This is a genomic window from Hydrocarboniphaga sp. FW305-C-57 (assembly GCF_058783045.1).
In genome coordinates this window covers 231265-252661 of record NZ_JBYSYG010000005.1, presented here as the reverse complement: position 1 = coordinate 252661, position 21397 = coordinate 231265, and the positions used below count along the sequence as shown (strand labels likewise).

Sequence of the window (21397 nt, the reverse complement as noted above, 5' to 3'; positions counted from 1 at the left end):
AATGAGCGCTTCGAATGGCTCAGCGAGCGCCGTAGATCTGGTCGAACACGCCGCCGTCGCCGAAATGCGTGGCCTGGACCTTGGTCCAGCCGCCGAGGTCGGCGATGGTCTTGAGCTCGATCTTCGGGAACTTGTCGGCGTACCTGGCCGCCACGTTCGCGTCGATCGGGCGGTAGTAGTTCCTGGCGATGATTTCCTGCGCCTCGGGCGTGTAGAGGAAGTTCAGGTAGGCCTCGGCGGCCTTGCGCGTGCCGTGCTTGTCGACCACCTTGTCGACGACCGCGACCGGCGGCTCGGCGAGGATCGACAGCGACGGCGCGACGATGTCGAACTTGTCGGCGCCGAACTCTTCGAGCGACAGGAAGGCCTCGTTCTCCCAGGCCAGCAGCACGTCGCCGAGCCCGCGCTGGGCGAAGGTGGTGGTCGAACCGCGCGCGCCGCTGTCGAGCACCGGCACGTTCTTGTAGAGCGCCTTCAGGAAGTCGCGCGACTTGGCCTCGTCGCCGTTGAACTTCTGCAGGCCGTGCACGTAGGCGGCCAGATAGTTCCAGCGCGCGCCGCCCGAGGTCTTCGGGTTCGGCGTGATCACGCTGATGCCGGGCTTGATGAGGTCGTCCCAGTCCTTGATCTTCTTCGGGTTGCCCTTGCGCACGAGGAAGACGATCGTCGAGGTGTACGGCGAGCTGTTGTGCGGCAGCCGCTGCTGCCAGTTCGCGGGCAGCAGCTTGCCCTTGTCGGCGAGCGCATCGATGTCCGCCGCGAGCGCGAGCGTGACGACGTCGGCCTCGAGGCCGTCGATGACCGCGCGGGCCTGCTTGCCCGAGCCGCCGTGCGACTGCTGGATCTTCAGCGTGTCGCCGCTCTGCTGCTTCCACTGGGCGATGAACGCCGAGTTGATGTTCTTGTAGAGCTCGCGCGTCGGATCGTAGGAGACGTTGAGCAGTTCGCTGGAGGCCGCCTGGGCGAGCACGGGCAGGGCCGCGAGGGCGGCGGCCACGATGAGTTTCTTGAGCATGTTCTTCGCTGGTCTGTGAGTCGGGCCGCCGGTCTTCTTTAGCGGCGCGTCGATGATTCTTCGGCGGTGCGGTCGAAGCGCACGCGTTCGCGGCGCTCGAACTGCACCACCCGGCCGTCGTGGACCACGATCTCGACCGAGCCGTAGCGCAGGCCGCGAATGGCTTGGACGATGCGCTCCGCGAGGCGGGCTTCGGTTTCGTCCAGGCGATGGACTTGAGCGTTCATAAAGGCAGGTCTTCCGTGGATATCACCCGGGGTTGGCCTGCATCCTAGAAGGCTGCGGTTATTTCTAAAAAGAATATGTGGAGATTTAAAAAGGCCAAAATTGAATATGTAGCTCCGAACGGCAAAACGCCCGCGCGAGGCGGGCGTCTGCGGGGCGTCGAGCGCGGCGAACGGCCTTACTGAGGCGGCGGCGCCGCATCGTTGTCGGCGCCCGAGGCCTTGCTGACCTTGGCCAGCACGCCGAGGCGCGGGCTGTCGAGGTGGTGCACCTCGTCGCGGCGCATGCGGCGGCGCTCGTCGAGCTTCCAGGCGGTGCCGTCTTCGACGTACTGAAGGTCGATGTCGAGGTGCAGGTAGCGGCTCAGCAGCAGGGCGACCGAACCCTGCACCTGCGGGCCTCCGGCGGCCGCATCGGTCGCCGCCGGGTCGCCGTCGGCCGACGAGCCGCCGACCTGGATGCGAATCGCCGGGCCGCGCTCGGTCGGCGGATTCTTCTGCGTCCAGGCCAGCCGCACGAGCGGCTTGAACTGCTTGCTGTAGCGCAGGTGCTTGTACTCGTCGTCGAGTCCGAACTGCGCGTCCGGCAGGATCTCGATGCCGGCCGAGCGCAGCGCCTGGACGTCTTCGGGCCGGATCGCATTGGCGAGGTTCGGCGAGCCGGACGCGATGCCGGCCTCGTCGCCCGAGTGCCAGAGGTCGAGGAACACGATCATGTCGACGCGATAGGTCGCATCGGCTGCGGTTGCGAAGTTGGGCAGCAGCGCGATCAGGCAGATCAATGCGCCTACCAGCTTGCGTCTCACGTGTCTCGTCTCCGGTGCCGCGGTGATCACGGCTTGTCGCCGAGTGTAGTCAGCAGGGCCGCGATCTGGTCGCCTCTGGCTTCGGGCGCTTCGAGCGGGGCGTTGATGTTGAGCCGCTTCTGGCCTTCGAGCTTGTAGACCTTGGGCTGCTTCTGGATCAGCTTGATGAGCTTCATCGGATCGATCTTCGGCTGCGCGCCGAAATCGAGCGTCGCGCCCTTGGCACCGGCGCGGATGCGCGTGATGCCGAGCGCCTCGCCCATCACGCGCAGGCGCGCGGCATCGAACAGGCGCTCGGCGGCCGGCGGCAGCAGGCCGAAGCGGTCGATCATCTCGATCTTGAGTTCCTTCAGGCGCTCGTCGTCGCCGGCTTCGGCGACGCGCTTGTAGAACACCAGGCGCGTGTGCACGTCCGGTATGTAGTCGTCGGGCAGCAGCGCGGAGACGGCGAGGTCGACTTCGCAGGCGGCGATGCCGAACGGCTGGTCGTCGAGCTTGCCCGAGCGCAGCGCCTTCACCGCGCGCGCGAGCAGCTCGGCGTACATCGTGAAGCCCACTTCCTCGATCTGGCCCGACTGGCCTTCGCCGAGCAGCTCGCCGGCGCCGCGGATTTCGAGATCGTGCGTGGCGAGCGCGAAGCCCGAGCCGAGATCGCCGAGCGTTTCGATCGCCTCGAGGCGCTTCTCGGCGTCGGCCGACAGCGCGCGCTTGCTCGGCACGAGCAGGTAGGCGTAGGCGCGGTGATGGCTGCGTCCGACGCGTCCACGCAGCTGGTGCAGCTGCGCGAGGCCCAGGTTGTCGGCGCGATCGATCAGGATCGTGTTCGCGGTCGGCACGTCGATGCCCGACTCGATGATCGTGGTGCTCACGAGCACGTTGAAGCGCTGGTGATAGAAATCGAGCATCACCTGCTCGAGGTCGCGCTCGCGCATCTGGCCGTGGGCGTAGCGCACGATGGCCTCGGGCACCATTTTCTGCACGTCGTCGGCGATGCGCGCGATGTCGGCGACCTCGTTGTGCAGGTAGTACACCTGGCCGCCACGACGCAGCTCGCGCTGGATCGCCTCGACCACGAGGTTGCGTTCCCACTCGGCGACGAAAGTCTTGATCGCGATGCGCGAGGCCGGCGGCGTGGCGATGATCGACAGATCGCGCAGGCCCGACATGCTCATGTTGAGCGTGCGCGGAATCGGCGTCGCCGTCAGCGTGAGCATGTCGACTTCGGCGCGCATGTTCTTGAGGCGCTCCTTGTGGCGCACGCCGAAACGATGCTCTTCATCGACGACGACCAGGCCCAGGTTCTTGAAGCGCACGTCTTCCTGCAGCAGGCGATGCGTGCCGATGATGATGTCGAGCGAGCCTTCCTCGATCTGCTTGAGCATCGCCGCCTGTTCCTTGGCCGTGCGCATGCGCGAGAGCGCGGCGACGCGGATCGGCCAATCGGCGAAACGGTCGCGGAAATTCTTCGCGTGCTGTTCGACGAGCAAGGTCGTCGGCGCGAGCATGCAGACCTGGCGGCCCGAGCGCGCCACCGCGAAGCAGGCGCGCAGCGCGACCTCGGTCTTGCCGAAGCCGACGTCGCCGCAGACCACGCGGTCCATCGGCTTGTCGAGTTTGAGGTCGGCCAGCACGGCGTCGATCGCGGCCTGCTGGTCGGGCGTGGTGTTGAACGGAAAGCCATCGCAGAAGCGGCGGTAGTCGTCTTCCTCGAGTTCCAGCGACATGCCGGGCTTGGCCGCGCGGCGCGCCTGGATCTGCAGCAGCTCGGCGGCGACGTCGTGCGCTTTCTCGCGCGCCTTGGCCTGCACCTTTTCCCAGCGATCCGAGCCGAGCGAATGCAGCGGTGCGGAAGCCTCTTCGGCGCCCGTGTAGCGGTGGATCATCTGCAGCGATCCGACCGGCACGTAAAGCTTGTCGCCGCCCGCGTATTCGAGCAGCAGGTATTCGGATTCGATGCCGCCCGCATCGAGCCGCTGCAGGCCGCGATAGCGGCCGACACCGTGCTGCGCGTGTACCACCGGCGAGCCGATCGCGAGGCTCGACAGATCGCGAAGAATCGTTTCGGGATCGCGCACCTTGGCCCGGCGCGCACGCGATTCCACCGGCGCCCGGCGGCCGAACACCTGCGCCTCGGCGACCAGCGCGAGCTTTTCGCCGGCGAGTTCGAAGCCGGTCTGCAGCGGACCGACGACGATGCCGTAGCGATTCTTGTCGGTCTCGAAATCGAGCCAGCTCTCGTGCACGCGCGGCAGCACGCCGAAGCCCTTGAGCCAGTCGAGCAGCGATTCGCGGCGGCCTGCGGATTCGGCGACGAACAGTACGCGGCCTGGCGTGTTCTTGATCCATTCCCGCAGATCGGCTTCGCCGGCCGGCAGCGGCCTGGCCAGCGTGTTGGCGCTGCCGCGCAAGGCGAGCGGCGCCTCGACGTGCGGCAAGGTCGCCAGTCGCGTCAGCGCCTGCGAAGGCTCGATGTAGAGATCGGCCGGTTTCATGAGCGGGCGCTCGATGTCGCCGCGGTGGCGCTCGTAGCGCTCGTCGATCTGCGCCCAGTCGGCCGTGGTCGCCGCGACCAGATCGGCGAGCTCGACAACACGCGTTTTCGGCGGCAGATAGTCGAACAGCGTCGCGGTCTGGCCGAAGAACAGCGGCAGCCAGGCCTCGATGCCGCCCGGCATGAGCTTCTTGCTGACTTCGCTGTAGATGCGCGAGCGCGCCGGGTCGCCCGGGAAATATTCGCGATAGCGACGACGGAAGACTTCGATGCCTTCCTTGTCGGTCGGGAAATCGCGCGCGGGCAGCAGCCGCACTTCGGGCACCTTGTCGATGCTGCGCTGGGTTTCCGGGTCGAAGCTGCGGATCGATTCGATCTCGTCATCGAACAGGTCGATGCGATAGGCGGTGTCCGAGCCCATCGGAAACAGGTCGACAAGCGCTCCGCGCACCGCGAACTCGCCCTGGGTCTGCACCTCCGAGACGCTCGTGTAACCGGCGGCGACGAGCTTGTCGCGAAAGGCCTGCAGATCGAGCTTCTCGCCAGCCTTGAGCAGGAAGGTGCGGCCCTCGATGTAGCTGCGCGGCGGGAAGCGCTGCAGCAGCGCGTCGGCCGTGATCAGCAGGATGCCGCGCTTCTGCTGCGGCAGCCGGTACAGCGCCGCCATGCGGCTCGACAGGATTTCCTGGTGCGGCGAGAACTGCTCGTAGGGCAGCACCTCGGAGTCGGGCAGATGGAGCACCTCGATCTCGCCGCCGGCGAAGAAGCGCAACTCGTCTTCGAGCCGATACGCCTCCTGCTCGTTGCCGGCGACGGCGAGGATGAGCCCGTCGTGCGCGCTCGCCGCGCGCACGGTGGCGAGCGCGGCAACGGCGAGAGGCGGAAAGGTCGGGTCCGTCGCGTTCGTATTCATATGCGTCAAATGCGAAGGGCGCCGCTGGCGCCCTTCAATGAGCCGCCATTTTACATGCAGCTCCGGCTCGCTTCCGATGCGGCGCCGTTCAGGAATTCATTTCCGGAACCCGGGGCCGGGCATCGATAAATTTGATCGCCGAAAATTACACTGATTGATATTTCAGTGATGTAATATTCAGCCATGAAACCACTATGGCTTACCGCACCCGTGGTCGCCGCGCTCGGCGCCGCCCTGCTCGCGGCCTGCGCCGACACCGGCGGCATCGCCGCGCATAGAAAACCCGTGGACGTCTCCGGTCTCGACGGCGGCCAGGTGCTGAGCGCCTCGCTGTCGCCGGCCGGCTGGCCGCAGGAGCGCTGGTGGACGATGTTCGGCGACGCCCAGCTCGATGCGCTCGTCGCCCGCGCCGTCGCCGACAACCCGAACCTCAAGCTCGCGATGGACCGCGTCGAACAGGCGCGCGCCGCGGCCGAAGGCGCCGAATCGGCGATCGGCTGGGACGAGGACGTCGAGGCGCTGTCGCGGCGCACGCATTACTCGTCCAACCATATCTTTCCGCCGCCGCTCGGCGGCGCCTCGTACTGGGAGAACCAGGCCAATCTCAAGCTCCGCTACGCCTTCGACTTCTGGGGCGGCGACCGCGCGGCCTGGGATTCGGCGCTCGGCGGCGAGCGCGCGAGCGAGCTCGAAGCACGCGCCGCCCGACTCGCGCTCGAAAGCGCGGTCGTTCGCGCCTACGTGAATTACGCGCTGGCCTGCGAGCTGCACCACGAGCTCGAGGCCGAAGTCGAACAGCGCCAGCAGATCATCGACATCACGCTCAAGCTGCGCGCGGCCGGCATGGTCGCCGAATTGCAGCTGAGCCAGGTGCGCGCCGAGCTGCCGCTGCTCAAGGCGCGGCTCGATGCGAGCGCCAGCGCGATCGATCGCGCGCGCTACGCGCTCGCCGCACTGGTCGGCGACGGACCGGGCGCGGGCGAAGCGCTGGCGGCGCCCGCACTCGCGCTCGATCGCGCGATCGAGCTGCCGCAGGCGGCGCCGGCGATGCTGATTGGCCGCCGTCCGGACGTGGTCGCTCGGCGCTGGCGTGTCGAGGCCGCGAGCCGCGGTATCGATGCGATGCACGCGCGCTTCTATCCGAACGTGGATCTGCACGCACTGATCGGCTTGCAGTCGCTCTCGTTCAACAAATTCCTGCTTGCCGATTCGGCGGCCTGGGAAGTCGGCCCGGCGGTGAGCCTGCCGATCTTCCGTGGCGACGAACTGCGCGCTCAATTGCACGGCCAGACCGCGGCCTTCGACAGCGCGGTCGACGCCTACGACGCTTCGGTGATCGCGGCGCTGCATGAAGCGGCCGACGCGCTGTCCGAACGCCGCAGCGCCGAGGCGCAGGCGCAGGACACCCGCGAGGCCGTCGAAGCCGCGCAGCGCGCATTCGATCAGGCGCACGCCGGCTTCAAGGCCGGGCTCACCGGCTATCTCGATGTGCTGCAGGCGCAGACCGCGCTGTTCACCGCGCGCGAAGCGCTGGTGCGCAGCAGCGCGCAGCGGCTCGCCTCGCAGGCCGCGCTGATGCAGGCGCTCGGCGGCGGCTTCGATCCGAATGCGGATCAGCCCGCGGATGCAGCGCAGCGCGACGTCGCCGGGCACGCCGACGCGCCGAATCACCCCACTCGAACCGGAAGCGCCTCATGAGCAACCGCGACCTGACGAACGAAGACAGCTTCAGCCCGATCGAAGCGCGCCTGCGGCATCGGCGCCAGCAGCTCGGCCGCCTGCCATACGAGCGGCTCGCACTCACACGTCTGCTCACGCATCTGCACAAGCGCACGCAGGAAGCGCTGTCGGTGGTGCTCGTCGCGCATGGACTCACGCCGGCCACCTACGAAGTGGTCATGGCGCTCTACGATCAGCCCGACGAAACCCTCACCGCGAGCGAGCTCTGCCAGGCCAGTGGCGAAAAGCCGGCCAACCTCACGCGCATCTGCGACGGCCTCGTTGCCGCCGGCTGGATCGAGCGCAAGCCCGACGACGTCGATCGCCGCGCCGTGCGCGTGAGCCTGACGCCGGCCGGTCACGAGCACGTGAGCCGCGTGCAGCCCGAGGTCTGGCCGGTGATCGAGAACCTCACGGCGATGCTCGAGGCGAAGGACGTGGTGCGGCTCACCGAGCTGCTGCGCCCGATGGTCGCGCAGCTCGACAGCGCGCGCGCACCGAACCGGACCCGGTGAGCCGGCGATGAGCGCCGCATCGTCACCGCATCGCGCGACCGCGCTCCTGCGTCGCAGCGCGCAGGAAGCGCTCGCGGACTGGCGCCGCATCGACGCTCCGCGACTGCTGTTCGTGCTGCGCACGGTGCTCGCGGCGCTCGTCGCGCTCGGCGTGTCGATGGCCTTGAATCTCGGCGCGCCGAGCACCGCTATGGTCACCGTCTTCATCGTCGCCGCACCGCGCTCGGGCGACGTCATCGCGAAAGGCTTCTACCGCATCTGCGCGACGCTGGTCGGCGCCGTCGCCGCGGTCGCGCTGGTGGCGACGCTGGTCGAGCATCGCACGAGTTTTCTGATCACGCTCTCGCTCTGGATCGGCCTGTGCACGATGGGCGCGGCCTACGTGCGCGGCTATCGCGCCTACGGTTTCGTGCTGGCCGGCTACACCGTGACCATCATCGCGGTGCCGGCGATCGCGACGCCCGAACTCGTCTTCAGCATCGCGGTGATGCGCGCGACCGAAGTGCTCGTCGGTATCGTCAGCACCGCTCTGATCGCCGATCTGCTGCTGCCCGAATACGCCTCGCACACGCTGCGCGACGCGGTGCGCAAGGCCTACGCCGATCTGGCCGCGCACGCGCGCTCGGTCGCGAGCGGGCACTGGCAGCCGCAGCAGCGGCTCGCACGCGGACTCGCGCTCGCCGAGACCGCGATCGCGCTCGAACTGCGTCGCGAGGCGGCGAGTTTCGAGAGCGCGGAAATTCGCCTGCATGGGCCGCAGCTGCGCCGTTTCGCCGATGCGATGAGCCGCGCCGATTCGCATCTGCATGGCTGGAGCCTCGCGGTCGATCGCCTGCGCGCGGCGCAGGTTCGAACGCCGAACGCCGCGGCGATGACGGCGCTGAATCTGCTCGGGGGTCTCGCCGAAGAATTCGGCCGGCTGATCTCGACGGGCCTCGATTCGGCTGGGCAACTGCCACGCTCGTCCGACGAAGCCGCCGCGATCGAGCCGCGCCTGTCGGGCTGGCGCGATCAGCTCGGCGATCGCATCGAACTGCTGCGCCCGCTGGTGTCCGATGCGCACGGCGACGAGGCCTCGAATCTCGAGGCGCGCATGGATTTCGAGGCGCTCGCCGAGCGCCTCGTGAACCTCGTCGACAGCTATCTCGAATTCACGAGCTCGTACGCGGATTTCACGCGTGAGCGGCCGAAAGCCAAGGGCGCAGGCATCGGCTGGCTGCCGCACACCGACGGCATCGAAGCGATCTTCATGGGCCTGCGCGGCGCGGTCGGCATCGGCCTGATGTCGGTGTTCTGGATCGCCACCGACTGGCCGCGCGGTCCTTCGGCGCTCGTGCTGACCGCGGTGACCTGCACGCTGTTCGCCGCGATGCCGCAACCCAAGGCCGCCGTGCGCGACCTGATGATCTCGGTCGTGCTCGCCGGCGTGCTCGTCATCGTCGTCAAGTTCGGCGTGCTGCCGCAGGCGGATGATTTCGTTTCGATGGCCCTGGTGCTCGCGCCGTTCCTCGCGTTCTGCGCCTGGATCACGATGATTCCGAAAACCGCGACGATCGGCCGCGGGGTCGGCATGTTCTTTCCGGTGCTGCTGGGCATGCAGTCCGCGCCGAGCTACGACTTGCCGGGCACCGTCAACGAAGTGCTCGGCGCGCTGACGGCCTGCGCGCTCGCGATCGCTTCGTTCACCGCGATCGTGCCGCTCGCGACGGATTTCTCGGGGCGCCTGCGCCGCAGCCTCTGGCGCTATGCGTCGCGCACCTGCGAGGGCGATATCGATCAACGTCGTCATCGTCTCGATCACGGCGTGCGCGAGCTGCTGACGATCCTCGTCGGACGCAACGGCCCGCAGCGCCCCGAACTGCGACCGCGCCTGACCGCCTGCGCGCTCGCGGTGCTCGAGGCCGGGCATGCGGTGCTCGCGGTGCGCGAGGCGGCGTCGCGCCGCTCCGCTGCGGGCGTGTCGCCCGCGCTGCTCGACGGGCTCGCCGAATTTTTCGCCGATCCTCGCGGCCGGTCGCGCGCGCGCAGCATTTCCGAGCTCGAAGCGCAGGAGCAGGTGCTCATGCGTACGCAGCTGGCCCGCGAGGCGAAGCAGCGTTCGGGCAACGAGCTGCACGCGGCCTTGCGACAGCTGCGCCTGCTGCTCAGCGACGATCGCTGGTACGCGGACCTGCGCGCGCGCACCAAAGCCGAGGCGCAGCGCAGCGCGCGCGCCGAAACTCCCACGATCGGAGCCGCTCATGGCGCCTGAACTCGCCTTCGACGGCGTGCTGTTTCCTTCGCTGCTGCCGGTTTTCCTGATCAGCGCGCTGATCTTCTGGCCGCTCGAGACCCTGCTCACGAAAGCGGGCGTCTACCGCTGGTTCTGGCATCCCTCGCTGGCCCGGCTGAGCTTTTTCATTCTGCTGTTCGCGGGCCTCGCGCTCGCACGTGCCGTGATCGGAGTTTGAGATGAACGCTTTGAAATGGATGCTGCGCCTGGTCCTGACCGCTGCATTGGTCGCGGCGGCGACGATCGCCGGACTGCGGCTCTGGCAGCACGAAATGAAAGAGCCGTGGACGCGCGACGGACGCGTGCGCGCGGACGTCATCAATCTCGCGCCTGACGTCTCGGGCCTCGTCGCCGAAGTCGCCGTGCACGACAACCAGCTCGTGCACAAGAACGAGGTGCTCATGCGCGTCGATCCGGAACGCTACGAACAGGCCGTCGCGCAGGCCAGGGCGACGTTGGCCTCGCGCCGTGCCGAACTCGCGCAGCGCCAGGACGCGGCGCGTCGGCGTGCTTCCGTGCAGAGCATCGTCGTCGCCGAAGAACAGGTGCAGGCCGCCAACTTCGCACTGACCGCCGCGCAGGCGCAGGTCGCGCAGGCCGAGGCCGCGCTCGCTGCGGCCGAGCTCGATCTGCAGCGCACCGAGGTGCGCGCCCCGGCTGACGGCTACGTCACCAACCTCACGACCTTCACGGGCGATTACGCCAGCGCAGGCCGTCCGGCGCTCGCGCTCGTGCGCTCGGATTCGTACTACGTCTACGGTTATTTCGAAGAAACGCGGCTCGCGCGCATGAGCGCGGGTGATGCGGCCGAAGTTCGCCTGCTCGATGGCCGCCGCCTGCGAGGCCATGTCGACAGCATTTCACGCGGCATCACCGATCGCGACAATCCGAACGGCCCGGCGCTGCTGTCGAACGTGAATCCGACCTTCGACTGGGTGCGTCTGGCCCAGCGCGTGCCCGTGCGCATCGCGCTCGATGCGGAGTCGCGCCAGACCACGCTCGTCGCCGGGACCACCTGCTCGGTCATCGTGCATCCGGGCGCTCGCGCTTCGGCCGCGCAGAGCGAGAACCAGAGCGAGAGCGGGAAGCACGAGGGCTGAGGCGCTCGGTCGGCAGGCAATCGCTACACTCGGCGCTCCCACGGAAGGAGAAGCGCCGATGGTTCGTTCGATGCCCTGGATATTCGCTGCGGGCCTGCTCGGTTTCAGCGCCTGCGCGATGGCCGATGCGGTGGCCTTGCGCCACGTCCGCATCATCGACGGGCAGGGTGGCGCTGCGATCGAAAGCGCGACCCTGCTCATCGAGGACGGCCGCATCGCCGCCCTCGGCCCCGATGCGGGCGTGAGCGTTCCCAAAGGCGCGCGCGAGATCGACCTGAGCGGCAAGAGCGTGCTGCCTGGATTGATCTCGAATCACTCGCACGTCGGTCTCACCGACGGCCTCGTCGTGGGTCCGCAGAACTACACGCGAGCGAACGTCGAGCGCCAGCTCAAGCAATGGCAGCGCTTCGGCGTGACCACGGTGACTTCGCTCGGCATGAATGCGCCGGCGTTTCTGTCGCTGCGCGAAGCTGCGCACGAGGGCCGCATGCGCGGAGCCGACCTGTTCGGCGCCGATCGCGGCTTCGGCGTCGAGCAGGGTGCTCCGCCGGTCAAGGTCGGCGCCGAGCAGCTCTATCGTCCGCGTACGGTTGCGGAAGCGCGCGCCTTCGTGCGCGACAGCGCCAAACGCAAGCCCGACGTGCTGAAGATCTGGGTCGACGATTTCAATCACACGCTGGCCGCGAAGATGAAGCCCGAGATCTACACCGCGATCATCGACGAGGCGCACCAGCTCGGCCTGCGCGTGGCCGCGCACGTCTACTACCTCGACGACGCGCGCAAGCTCGTCGATGCGGGCGTCGACATCCTCGCGCACGGAATCCGCGATCGTGACGTCGATGCGGCGCTGATCCAGGCGATGAAAACGAAAGGCACCTGGTATATCGCCACGCTCGATCTCGACGAGGCGTTCTACGTCTATGCGCAGCAGCCCGAGTGGATGCGCTCGGCGTTCTTCAGGGAGAGCCTGCAGCCAGCGCTGGCGGCGCAGTTCGACGACGCGGCCTGGCGCGAGAAGACGCTCGCCGACAAGCAGGCACTGGTACGCAACCAGGCCTCGCTCGCGACCAATCAGCGCAACCTGAAAGCGCTGTTCGACGGCGGCGTGAAGATCGGCTTCGGCACCGATTCGGGCGCGAATCCGCAGCGCATTCCGGGCTTCGCCGAGCATCGCGAGCTGCAGCTCATGGTCGCGGCCGGCCTGTCACCGATGCAGGCGATCACGATCGCCACGAGCGGGGCCGCTGCGCTGCTTGGACTCGATGATCGCGGTGTGCTCGTAGCGGGCAAGCGCGCCGACCTGCTCGTCGTCGACGGTGATCCCAGCAGGAACGTCGAGGCGCTGCAGCGGATCGATTCGGTCTGGCAGCGTGGGGCGCAGGTGGCGGTACCGATCGCGCCTTAGGCGAGAGCCCCTGTCCCGGTTCTTCGGACCGTCATTGCTTAACTCGGACTGACATCGAGTCAGTCCTCGCCCTGAGCCAACGACCTCGCCACGAGTGGGAGAGGGGACCGGCATGGTGTGTTGACTCCAATGTCGTCGCGATGCCGTTGACGTCTCTCTCCCGCTTGCGGGAGAGAGTCCCGCCGAAGGCGGGGAGAGAGGGTTCTTCTGGAAAGTGGGCGATCTCCAATCAACCCTTCGTCGCACTCCGCGTGAACTGCCGCGCGGTCGCCTTGAGCGCGGGCGTCAGCGACAGATCCACACGCAGCCCCGCGATGAACGCATTCGGCAGATCCTCGGTGCGATCGGGATCGGCGAACTGGTCCGGGTGGATCGCGTAGATCAGGTTCGGGGCGATGCGCAGCGCGGGCGTGAGCTGGATGCCGTAGCTCAGTTCCATCATCGTCTGCGAACGATGCGGGCTTCCGCTGCCGCCGGCCGTGGCGCGCGTGAGGCGCAGGTTCTCGATGGCTTCGTCGCTGTAATGCTGCTGCGTGATCACGAAGGCGACGTTGTCGAGTGGGCGATTGCGGAAGGTGCCTTTCTGCACGAAGCCGAGATCGATGAAGTAATCCTCGATCGCTTCGCCCTGCACCTGCCTGAGCGCGTTGCCGAATACGATCAGGCCGCGATCGTCGTTCGCCGAAGGCCGCGTGAGCTGCTGTTCGAAGCGCGCGTAGACGCCGCTGCGGCGGTCGTGCATCGCATACGGCAGGCCGCTGACCTGCGCCGGATCGCCGTTGGCGTCGGCGAGCGGATCGGTGTAGTCGGAGCGATCGTGCCAGCCGCCGAGTTCGATCATGGAAGGCAGGCGAGCGGTTTCGAGCGTGGTCTTGTAGCCGAGCGCGAACGGCAGGATCACGCCGGTGCTGTCCTTCGTGTTCCAGGTCAAACCATGCTGACCGTCGTCGGCCTGATGCGGGTTCACCTCGTAGGCGCCGATGTGCGCGTAGATCGTCGGCGTGATCCAGGCCTTGGCATGCGCGCCCCAGCTCGACACCGGCCACCAGGTGAAGCTGCTTGTGCGGAACACGAAGGTCGGATTGCCGCAGGCCGCGTTGAGCTGGAAGTAGCTGCACAGGTCCGAGCCGAGAAAGTGGATGTTCGCGACCGTGCGTCCGCCTTCGAGCACGAGGCGATCATCGAGCAACTTCTGTTCGAGCGTCAGATTGGCGAGCCGCTCACCCTGGCCGCCGAAGATTTCCTGCACCGAGGTGCTGTTGCCGATTTCGTCGACCGCGAGGTTGTCGCCGTGGCGCGAGGAGATGTTCAGATGCACTGCCGCTCCTTTCCAGTCCGCGAAGCTGGCGAGGTCGAGATCGGCGCCGACGTGGAATTGTCCGGCGTAGGCATCGCCACGGCTTTGGCCGCCGTCGAGCAGCACGGCGAATTCGCCGGTGTAGCCGGCCTTCGGCGTGAGACTGTCTGCGAGCGTGCCGGCGAAGGCCAGACTCGGGGCGCAGAGCGCCAATGCCGCCAGCACGTGGCGACGGATGCGAGACGATGACATGGGGCTCTCCTCGTGCGGATCGTGGTCCGCGTCAGCTGCAAAAAAGCAATGGATTCAGGTGGTGGCGCTCGCGCCGATCGGCGCGGGTTTCTTGAGCACACGCAGCGCAACGGCGGTCAGCAGCGTGCCGACGACGAGCGCGACGAGATAGCCGCCCAGGTGCGTAACGGCGTTCGGAATCGGCAGCACGAACACGCCGCCGTGCGGAACCTTGAGTTCGGCGCCGACGAGCATCGAGATCGCACCACTGACCGAGGAGCCGAGCACGAGCGCCGGAATCACGCGCAGCGGATCGCGCGCCGCATACGGAATCGCGCCTTCGGTGACGAAGGCCAGGCCGAGAACGGCCGCGGCGTTGCCGGCTTCGCGTTCTTCCTTGGTGAAGCGATCGGCGAAGATTTTCGTCGCGAGCGCGACGCCGAGCGGAGCGGTCATGCCGGCCATCATCGTCGCCGCCATCGGGCTGTAGACCTCGCTCGCGAGCAGGCCCGTCGAGAACGCATACGCGGCCTTGTTGATCGGCCCGCCCATGTCGAAGGCCATCATGCCGCCGAGCAGCAGGCCGAGCAGGATCGCGCTGCTGCCCTGCATGCCGCGCAGCCAGGCCGTCATCGCGGCGAGCGCTTCGGCGACCGGCCCGCCGACGACGTAGATCATCAGCAGGCCCGTGAGCAGCGTGCCGAGCACCGGCAGGATCAGCACGGGCTTGAGCCCTTCGAGATTGCGCGGCAACTTGATCGCGCGATTGAGCGCATGCACGCCGTAGCCGGCGATGAAACCGGCCGCGATGCCACCGAGGAATCCGGCGCCGAGATTGGCGGCGACGAGCCCGCCGATCATGCCGGGCGCAAGGCCCGGGCGATCGGCGATCGAGAACGCGATGTAGGCCGCGAGCGCGGGCACCATGAGCACGAAGCCGGCCTTGGCGCCGATCTGGAACAGCGACCAGCCGAGCGTGCCCTTGTGGGCGTCGTCGAACACATAGATGCCGCCGAGCGCGAAGGCCAGCGCGATCAGCAGACCGCCGGCGGTCACGAACGGCAGCATGAACGAGACGCCCGTCATCAGATGCTTGTACGGCCCGCTCTTGCTCGCGGCCTGTTTCGTCGACGTCGCTGCGCTGTTCGACTCGGTCGCTGCGGCGCGATGCGGCTGCGCCTCGGCGAAGGCTTTGGCGATGAGCGCCTTGCCGTCGTTGATCGCGGGCTTGGTGTTGCTCTTGAACAGCGGCTTGCCGGCGAAGCGCGACAGATCGACCTGCGTATCGGCCGCGATCAGCACGAGATCGGCCTCGCGGATCTCGTCGGCCGTGAGCGTGTCGCGCGCACCGACCGAGCCCTGCGTCTCGACGCGGATTCGATGCCCGAGTGCCTTGGCCGCCTGCTGGATGCCTTCGGCCGCCATGAAGGTGTGCGCGATGCCGGTCGGGCACGAGGTGATCGCGACGATGCGCTTGGGCCCTTCGCTCGTGGCGGTGCTTGGTACGGCGCTCGTCGCAGCGCTTTGCGTCGCCGTGCGCAGTACCGCCGGCGCATCGGCCAGCGCCTGTTCGAGCGAGGCCTGGCTGCGCGGCAGGCCGGCGAAGCGGGCGGCTTCGAAATCGCCATCGCCGATCAGCAGCAGACGCTGCGCATCGGAGGCGTCGTCGATCGGGCTCAGCGTGCCGAGCGCGGTGCGCACTTCCACGCGCAGCTGCAGTGACGCATCGGCTGCGGCCCGGCGCAGCGCCTCGGCCGCGAGCACGGCTTCGGTGCTGCGCTCGCCCGCGGAAATCACCGCGATCAGATGGGTGATCGATGAACTCATGATGGTTCTCCTCGCAATGCTGCTGTTCAGCGCAGGCGTTCGATGCGCGTGGCTTCGGCGAGCGCAAGCACCTGCTCGCGCGCCGGCAGGTTCGGGCCCGCAAGGCCGAGCTTGGCGGTGGCGAATGCGGTCGACAGCCGCGCGAGCGATTCGAGATCGCGTCGCTCGGCCATCGCGGCCACGATGCCGGCGACCATCGCGTCACCGGCGCCGACCGTGCTTTGTGTTTCGATGACCGGCGGCCGGGCGATGAAAGCCTGCGCGTCCCCGTCGGTGAACAGCGCGCCTTCGGCGCCCATCGAGATCACCACGAGCACGATGCCGAGGCCTTGCAGTTCACGCGCGGCCGCGAGCAGCTTTTCGGCGCTGTCGAGCTTGCGCCCGCACCAGCTTTCGAGCTCGTGGCGATTGGGCTTGATCGCGTAGGGCGCGGCATTGCCTCGCAAGGCGGCCGTGAGCGGAGCGCCGCTGGTGTCGAGCACGCTGCGCATGCCGCTGGCCGCGGTTTGCCGCAGCAGGGCGGCGTAGGCATCGGTGTCGATGCCCACCGGCAGGCTGCCTGCGAGCACCGCGATGCCGCTGCGATCGCGCAGTTCGCCGAGCACGGCCTGCACCTGCGCGAACGAATCCGCATCGGCCGGTGTGCCGGGCAGGTTGATGTCGGTGGTCTCGCCGCTGTCGGCTGCGACGATCTTGATGTTGGTGCGCGTCTGGCCGGCGATGCGCACGAAGCGATCGTCGATGCGCTTGCGTGCGAACAGGCTGTCGAACTCGCTGGTGTTGTCGCGCCCGAGCAGGCCGGTCGCGATCGTCGGCAAGCCCCAGTCGGCCAGGCACGAGGCGACGTTGACGCCTTTGCCGCCCGCATTGAGACGCACCGAACTCGCGCGGTTGACTGCGCCGGGCTGCAGGGTATCGAGCAGCACGGTCTGATCGAGCGCCGGGTTCAGCGTGACGGTGACGATGGTCGCGCTCATGAGCTCGGCTCCGTTGCGATGTCGAGCCTGCGCACGTCGGCTGCGGTTTCGACGGTCAAGGCACGCTCGGCGAGCTCGCGCAGTTCGGACAGCGTGCTCGCGCGCAGGCGCGCCTTCACGGCCGGAATGTCGCGCGGCGTCATCGACAGTTCGGAGACGCCCAGACCCACGAGCAGCGCGGCGCCGAAGGCATCGCCAGCCAGGCCGCCGCAGACGCCGACCCAGCGGCCGTGGCGTTCGGCGCCGGCGACGGTCTGGCGAATCAGCCGCAGCACCGCCGGATGCAGGCTGTCGGCCTCGGCCGCGAGCTCGGGATTCTGGCGATCGATCGCGAGCGTGTACTGGGTCAGATCGTTGGTGCCGATCGAGAAGAAATCGACGTGGCGCGCGAACACGTCGGCCTGGATCGCGGCGGCGGGCACTTCGATCATGATGCCGAGCGGCAGCGCGGGCGCGGCGAGTTCGGCGCGGATACGCTCGCAGGCCTCGCGCAGCGCGATCACTTCGGTGACCGAGGTGATCATCGGAAACATGATCGACAGGCGGGCGCCGTCCTTGGCCGCGCGATACAGCGCGCGCAGCTGCGGCTCGAGCAGATCGGCGCGGCGCAGCAGCAGTCGCGCACCGCGTACGCCGAGAAACGGATTGTCCTCGCGCGGCAGCTGCAGATGCGCCACTTGCTTGTCGCCGCCGATGTCGAGCGCACGCACGATCAGCGGACGGCCCGCGAGCGCTTCGGCCATCGCCTTGTAGGTTTCGTATTGCTCGTCCTCGCTCGGCGTGCTGCCGCGTTCGAGGAACAAAAATTCCGTGCGCATGAGGCCGACGCCTTCGGCGCCCTGCGAAAGCGCGAGCGCGGCCTGATCGGGCAGGTTGATGTTGGCGGAGACTTCGACGCGATGGCCGTCGGTGGTCTGCGCGGGCAGGGCGCGCTGCTCGGCTTCGCGCGCGCGGATCGCCTGCTGCTCGGCGATCCAGGCGCGCGCCGATTCGAGATCGGCCGCCGACGGGTTCAGATAGAGCCGGCCGTTCTGGCCGTCGATGATCGCGGCCGAGCCTTGCGCGAGATCGAGCAGCGCGCTGCCGCCTGCGACGAGCGCCGGCAGGCCGAGCGTGCGCGCGAGGATTGCGGTATGCGAGGTCGGGCCGCCCTGGGCGGTGGCGATGCCGGCGACGCGCTCGGGATCGAGCGTCGCGGTATCCGACGGCGACAGGTCGGCGGCGACCAGGATGCTGTTTTCAGGCAGCTCGCCGGTGGCGACCTGGCGCAGGCTCGGGTCGATGTTCGCGAGCACGCGGCGGCCGACGTCGCGCAGATCGGCCGCGCGCCCCGCGAGCACCGCGTTGCCGAGCGCCGACAGCTTGCCGGCCATGCGTTCGACGGCCTGGTTCCAGCTCCAGGCGACACCGTGGCCTTCGACCATGAGCTGGCAGGTCAGCGTGATCAGGTCGGTGTCGGCGAGCAGTTCGCCCTGGGCCTTGAAGATCGCCGCGTCGGTCGCCCCGAGCCGGCGCGCGGTGTCGTCGGCGACGGCCTTGAGCTGCAGTCGGGTCGCGGTGATCGCCTCGTGCAGCTGGGCGCCGCCCTCGGTCAGCGGCACCGGATGATCGGGCACTTCGGCCTCATGGCTCGCGAGCCGGTGGACGACGCCGATCGCCAGCCCCGGACTCGCGCCGATGCCGGCGATCGCAGTCTTGGCCTGCGGCGGCGTCCAGCCGCTGGTCGGCGCGGCGGCGCGCTGGGCCGCGAGTTCGGCGTCGCGCTTTTCCTGCGCGGTGAGGCTTTCGACTACCGAGCGCAGCTTGCCGAGCGCGGCGGCGGCGTCACGTCCTTCGGCCGAAAGCATTGCCACGTCGCCGGCGCGCAGGCCGAGTTGCAGCAGCGACACCAGATTCTTGGCATCGGCCACCTGGTCGCCATTGCGCACCTGGATGCGCGCCGAAAATCCGCGCGCCGCTTCCACCCAGCGCGCCGCCGGCCGCGCGTGCAGGCCGGACGGATAGCTCACGGTCCAGCGGAAGCGTTCGGCGAGGTCAGTGGCCGGGCCGCTGGAGGCCGCCACCGGCGCGTCATCGGACAGCGCGGCGACGATGTCCTGCGCGTCGTCGGTGACGAACAGCCGGACCAGCCGCGATTCGTCCTGAATCAGCCGCGTGAGCCGGCGCAGGATGGCGATGTGGGCGTCGGACTGCGCGGCGATGGCGACCGCGATGTGCGCGGTCTGGCCCGGGTTCCATTCGACGCCGCGGGGCATCTGCAGCACCGCGATGCCGTTGCGCAGGACCAGGTTGCGGTCCTCGCCGAGCCCATGCGGGATCACCACGCCGTGGCCCAGGAAGGTGTTCGCCACCGCCTCGCGGCGCAGCATGCTGGCCTCGTAGGCCGGATCGATGCAGCCCGCCGCGATCAGCAGCTGGGCGGCCTGGCGGATGGTGGCTTCCTTGTCGGCCGGGGCGGCGCCGAGGCGCACGAGTTCGGTGGACAGCAGGGCAGGGGTGACGGACATGGATTCTCCTCCGGGTGTCGTCGTTATGGGGCATATGAAAACGTTTTCACTTCATGCTGTCAATCCCCTATCGACTCGAATCCCTAGCCGACCGGTGCCATCCAGGACAGGAAGAGCATGCTGGGCGCATTGCGTTAACCTCGCCTGACGGTAAAGAATGCTGCTATGACTGAGAACGTTTTCTCAGGTTTTTCAGTGAGGTCTGCATGGGCGTGGGAATCAAGGACGTGGCCAGGGCCGCGGGGGTTTCGCCGGCGACGGTGTCGCGCGCGCTCGGCAAGGGGCCGGTCAGCGAGGAACTGCGCGCCCAGGTCGAGGCCGCGGTACGCGCGACCGGCTACCGGCCCAATCTCGCGGCCCGGCGCCTGCGCTCGCAGGATTCGGGAACCATCGGGCTGGTGGTCGCCGACATCCGCAACCCGTTCTTCACGGCCGTGAGCCGTGCCGTGGAAGACAGCGCTTATCGCGCCGGCATGCGCGTGATCCTCTGCAACACCGACGAAGATCCCGAGCGCGAGGCGCTGTACCTGCGGCACATGCAGTCCGAGCGCATCAACGGGCTGATCTTCGCGCCCACGCGCACGACGCTCGATCAGTTGTCGAAGAAGGCGCTCGATTTTCCGGTGGTCTTCATCGATCGCGCCGGAGCCGGCGGCCTGCACGACGCCGTCGTGCTCGACAACCGCGAAGCGATGAGCGAACTCGTCGCGCACTTGTTCGAGCGCGGCTACCGGCGCATCGGCGGGCTGTTCGGCAATGCGAGCAGCACCGGCGCTCAGCGCCGTGATGGCTATCTCGAGGCGATGGCGCGCTTCGGGCTGAAGCCCGATTTCCGGCTCGTCGCCCCGTCCGCCGAGGCCGCGCAGCTGGCCGCGCAAAGCTGGCTCGCCGAAGCCGATCGGCCCGAGGCGCTCGTCGTCAGCAACAGCCTGCTGCTGATCGGCGTGTTGCGCGCTGCGCGGGCTCGCGGGCTGTCGATTCCGGGAGATCTCGCGCTGGCCGGCTTCGACAACGAAAGCTGGACCGAGCTCGTCGAGCCGGGCATCACGGTGATCGAACAGCCCGTCGAGGAAATCGGCCGGGCCGCGATGAACCTGCTGTTCGAACGGCTCAAGACGCCCGGCCTGCCGGTACGCAAGGTGGTGCTCAGCGGCCGCTGCGTGCTGCGCGGCTCCACTGCGACGAGAACGCCATGAAACCCGCGATCGGCAAGGACACCCAGCTCTGCATGTCGCTGTCCGCGCGACCCGGCAACTTCGGCTCGCGCTTCCAGAACCATCTCTACGAAGCACTCGGACTCGACTACGTCTACAAGTCGTTCACGACCACGGATTTGCCCGCCGCGATCGGCGGCATCCGTGCGCTCGGCATCCGCGGCTGCGCGATCTCAATGCCGTTCAAGGAAGCCTGTATCGCGCTGATCGACGAGCTCATGCCGTCGGCGAGCGCGATCGATTCGGTCAACACCATCGTCAACGACGACGGCCACTTGCGCGGCTACAACACCGACTACGCGGCGGTCGTGCAGCTGCTCGAGACGCATGCGGTGCCGACGCGCACGCGCTTCGTCGTGCGCGGCAGCGGTGGCATGGCCAAGGCGGTCGTCGCGGCGCTGCGCGACTCGGGTTTCGGCGATGGCCTGATCGTCGCGCGCAACGCAGCGGCCGGGTGCAAGCTTGCGGCGACTTACGGTTTCGACTGGCGGCCGGAATTCGAGACGGCGTTCAAGGCCGGCCTGCTCGTCAACGTCACGCCGATCGGCATGGTCGAAGGCGCGGACAGCGAGGCGCTCGCGTTTCCGCTCGAGGCGATCGAGGCCGCGCACACCGTGTTCGACGTGGTGGCGCGGCCGCCCGAAACGCCGCTGATCCGCGCGGCGCGCGCGATCGGCAAGCCCGTGATCACCGGCGCCGAGGTGATCGTGCTGCAGGCGCTCGAACAGTTCGTGCTCTACACGCAGCGGCAGCCGACGCCCGAGCAGGTACAGGCAGCGGCGGCGTTCGCGCTCGCGGCCTGAGTCGCTGCGCGCCGCCACAGGAGCGTTACGAAGTTTCACTCACTCACTCGATCGATGTCGATGCGGCTTGGCGCATTTGCT

16 protein-coding genes are annotated in these 21397 nt (G+C 68.2%); 8 read left to right on the top strand and 8 right to left on the bottom strand.

Annotated elements, in window-relative coordinates:
* Positions 1-19: 19 nt before the first annotated feature.
* From AC3WUM_RS12595 to mfd, 4 genes are all read right to left on the bottom strand, one after another.
* Positions 20-1015 (bottom strand): sulfate ABC transporter substrate-binding protein, encoded by a 996-nt coding sequence (locus AC3WUM_RS12595; RefSeq protein WP_492410660.1) that lies wholly within the window; start codon positions 1013-1015, stop codon positions 20-22.
* A gap of 38 nt (positions 1016-1053) precedes the next feature.
* Entirely contained in the window at positions 1054-1242 is a 189-nt protein-coding gene (locus AC3WUM_RS12590; RefSeq protein WP_492410659.1) for a YezD family protein, read from the bottom strand.
* Positions 1243-1418: 176 nt separating this feature from the next.
* Positions 1419-2045: a CsiV family protein gene (locus AC3WUM_RS12585; protein WP_492410658.1), complete on the bottom strand. Its 627-nt coding sequence runs from the start codon at positions 2043-2045 to the stop codon at positions 1419-1421.
* 26 nt (positions 2046-2071) lie between these two features.
* Positions 2072-5449: a transcription-repair coupling factor gene (mfd, locus tag AC3WUM_RS12580; RefSeq protein ID WP_492410657.1), complete on the bottom strand. Its 3378-nt coding sequence runs from the start codon at positions 5447-5449 to the stop codon at positions 2072-2074.
* A gap of 183 nt (positions 5450-5632) precedes the next feature.
* On the opposite strand from mfd, the gene AC3WUM_RS12575 reads away from it, so the two are divergent.
* Genes AC3WUM_RS12575 through AC3WUM_RS12550 form a run of 6 tightly spaced genes read left to right on the top strand, consistent with a single transcriptional unit; the run spans position 5633 to position 12460 of the window.
* Positions 5633-7147, top strand: coding sequence for an efflux transporter outer membrane subunit (locus tag AC3WUM_RS12575; protein ID WP_492410656.1), 1515 nt, complete (start codon positions 5633-5635; stop codon positions 7145-7147).
* Positions 7144-7683, top strand: coding sequence for a MarR family winged helix-turn-helix transcriptional regulator (locus AC3WUM_RS12570; protein WP_492410655.1), 540 nt, complete (start codon positions 7144-7146; stop codon positions 7681-7683). Before AC3WUM_RS12575 ends, AC3WUM_RS12570 begins: the two co-directional genes overlap by 4 nt.
* Before the next feature lie 7 nt (positions 7684-7690).
* Positions 7691-9934: an FUSC family protein gene (locus AC3WUM_RS12565; protein WP_492410654.1), complete on the top strand. Its 2244-nt coding sequence runs from the start codon at positions 7691-7693 to the stop codon at positions 9932-9934.
* The gene (locus AC3WUM_RS12560; RefSeq protein WP_492410653.1) at positions 9924-10133 is read left to right on the top strand and encodes a DUF1656 domain-containing protein; all 210 of its coding nucleotides are present in this window, start codon (positions 9924-9926) and stop codon (positions 10131-10133) included. Before AC3WUM_RS12565 ends, AC3WUM_RS12560 begins: the two co-directional genes overlap by 11 nt.
* 1 nt (position 10134) lies before the next feature.
* Positions 10135-11055 (top strand): efflux RND transporter periplasmic adaptor subunit, encoded by a 921-nt coding sequence (locus AC3WUM_RS12555; RefSeq protein WP_492410652.1) that lies wholly within the window; start codon positions 10135-10137, stop codon positions 11053-11055.
* A 58-nt stretch (positions 11056-11113) separates the two neighbouring features.
* Entirely contained in the window at positions 11114-12460 is a 1347-nt protein-coding gene (locus tag AC3WUM_RS12550) for an amidohydrolase family protein (RefSeq protein ID WP_492410651.1), read from the top strand.
* 229 nt (positions 12461-12689) lie between these two features.
* Here AC3WUM_RS12550 and AC3WUM_RS12545 read toward each other — a convergent pair whose 3' ends face one another.
* From AC3WUM_RS12545 to ptsP, 4 genes are read right to left on the bottom strand one after another with little or no spacing between them, the layout of a single operon-like run.
* Positions 12690-14009, bottom strand: a complete 1320-nt coding sequence (locus tag AC3WUM_RS12545; protein WP_492410650.1) for a carbohydrate porin — start codon at positions 14007-14009, stop codon at positions 12690-12692.
* Between the two features lie 54 nt (positions 14010-14063).
* Entirely contained in the window at positions 14064-15815 is a 1752-nt protein-coding gene (locus AC3WUM_RS12540) for a PTS fructose transporter subunit IIC (protein ID WP_492410649.1), read from the bottom strand.
* Between the two features lie 26 nt (positions 15816-15841).
* The gene (gene pfkB, locus AC3WUM_RS12535; protein WP_492410648.1) at positions 15842-16792 is read right to left on the bottom strand and encodes a 1-phosphofructokinase; all 951 of its coding nucleotides are present in this window, start codon (positions 16790-16792) and stop codon (positions 15842-15844) included.
* On the bottom strand, positions 16789-19299 hold the full coding sequence (ptsP, locus tag AC3WUM_RS12530) for a phosphoenolpyruvate--protein phosphotransferase (RefSeq protein ID WP_492410647.1): 2511 nt from the start codon (positions 19297-19299) through the stop codon (positions 16789-16791). Before ptsP ends, pfkB begins: the two co-directional genes overlap by 4 nt.
* A 206-nt stretch (positions 19300-19505) precedes the next feature.
* On the opposite strand from ptsP, the gene AC3WUM_RS12525 reads away from it, so the two are divergent.
* Both AC3WUM_RS12525 and AC3WUM_RS12520 read left to right on the top strand, forming a co-directional pair.
* Positions 19506-20495, top strand: coding sequence for a LacI family DNA-binding transcriptional regulator (locus AC3WUM_RS12525; protein ID WP_492410646.1), 990 nt, complete (start codon positions 19506-19508; stop codon positions 20493-20495).
* Positions 20492-21316 carry a shikimate 5-dehydrogenase gene (locus AC3WUM_RS12520; protein WP_492410645.1) on the top strand — a complete coding sequence of 275 codons (825 nt, stop codon included), beginning with the start codon at positions 20492-20494 and terminating at the stop codon, positions 21314-21316. The genes AC3WUM_RS12525 and AC3WUM_RS12520 overlap by 4 nt, the downstream gene beginning before the upstream one ends.
* The last annotated feature ends 81 nt before the right edge of the window (positions 21317-21397 follow it).

Coding starts and splice junctions, on each gene's coding strand:
- AC3WUM_RS12565 (WP_492410654.1), top strand. CDS start 7,691: ATGAGCGCCGCATCGTCACCGCATCGCGCGACCGCGCTCCTGCGTCGC.
- AC3WUM_RS12575 (WP_492410656.1), top strand. CDS start 5,633: ATGAAACCACTATGGCTTACCGCACCCGTGGTCGCCGCGCTCGGCGCC.
- pfkB (WP_492410648.1), bottom strand. CDS start 16,792: ATGAGCGCGACCATCGTCACCGTCACGCTGAACCCGGCGCTCGATCAG.
- AC3WUM_RS12595 (WP_492410660.1), bottom strand. CDS start 1,015: ATGCTCAAGAAACTCATCGTGGCCGCCGCCCTCGCGGCCCTGCCCGTG.
- AC3WUM_RS12545 (WP_492410650.1), bottom strand. CDS start 14,009: ATGTCATCGTCTCGCATCCGTCGCCACGTGCTGGCGGCATTGGCGCTC.
- AC3WUM_RS12590 (WP_492410659.1), bottom strand. CDS start 1,242: ATGAACGCTCAAGTCCATCGCCTGGACGAAACCGAAGCCCGCCTCGCG.
- AC3WUM_RS12560 (WP_492410653.1), top strand. CDS start 9,924: ATGGCGCCTGAACTCGCCTTCGACGGCGTGCTGTTTCCTTCGCTGCTG.
- AC3WUM_RS12525 (WP_492410646.1), top strand. CDS start 19,506: ATGGGCGTGGGAATCAAGGACGTGGCCAGGGCCGCGGGGGTTTCGCCG.
- ptsP (WP_492410647.1), bottom strand. CDS start 19,299: ATGTCCGTCACCCCTGCCCTGCTGTCCACCGAACTCGTGCGCCTCGGC.
- AC3WUM_RS12520 (WP_492410645.1), top strand. CDS start 20,492: ATGAAACCCGCGATCGGCAAGGACACCCAGCTCTGCATGTCGCTGTCC.
- AC3WUM_RS12540 (WP_492410649.1), bottom strand. CDS start 15,815: ATGAGTTCATCGATCACCCATCTGATCGCGGTGATTTCCGCGGGCGAG.
- mfd (WP_492410657.1), bottom strand. CDS start 5,449: ATGAATACGAACGCGACGGACCCGACCTTTCCGCCTCTCGCCGTTGCC.
- AC3WUM_RS12555 (WP_492410652.1), top strand. CDS start 10,135: ATGAACGCTTTGAAATGGATGCTGCGCCTGGTCCTGACCGCTGCATTG.
- AC3WUM_RS12570 (WP_492410655.1), top strand. CDS start 7,144: ATGAGCAACCGCGACCTGACGAACGAAGACAGCTTCAGCCCGATCGAA.
- AC3WUM_RS12550 (WP_492410651.1), top strand. CDS start 11,114: ATGGTTCGTTCGATGCCCTGGATATTCGCTGCGGGCCTGCTCGGTTTC.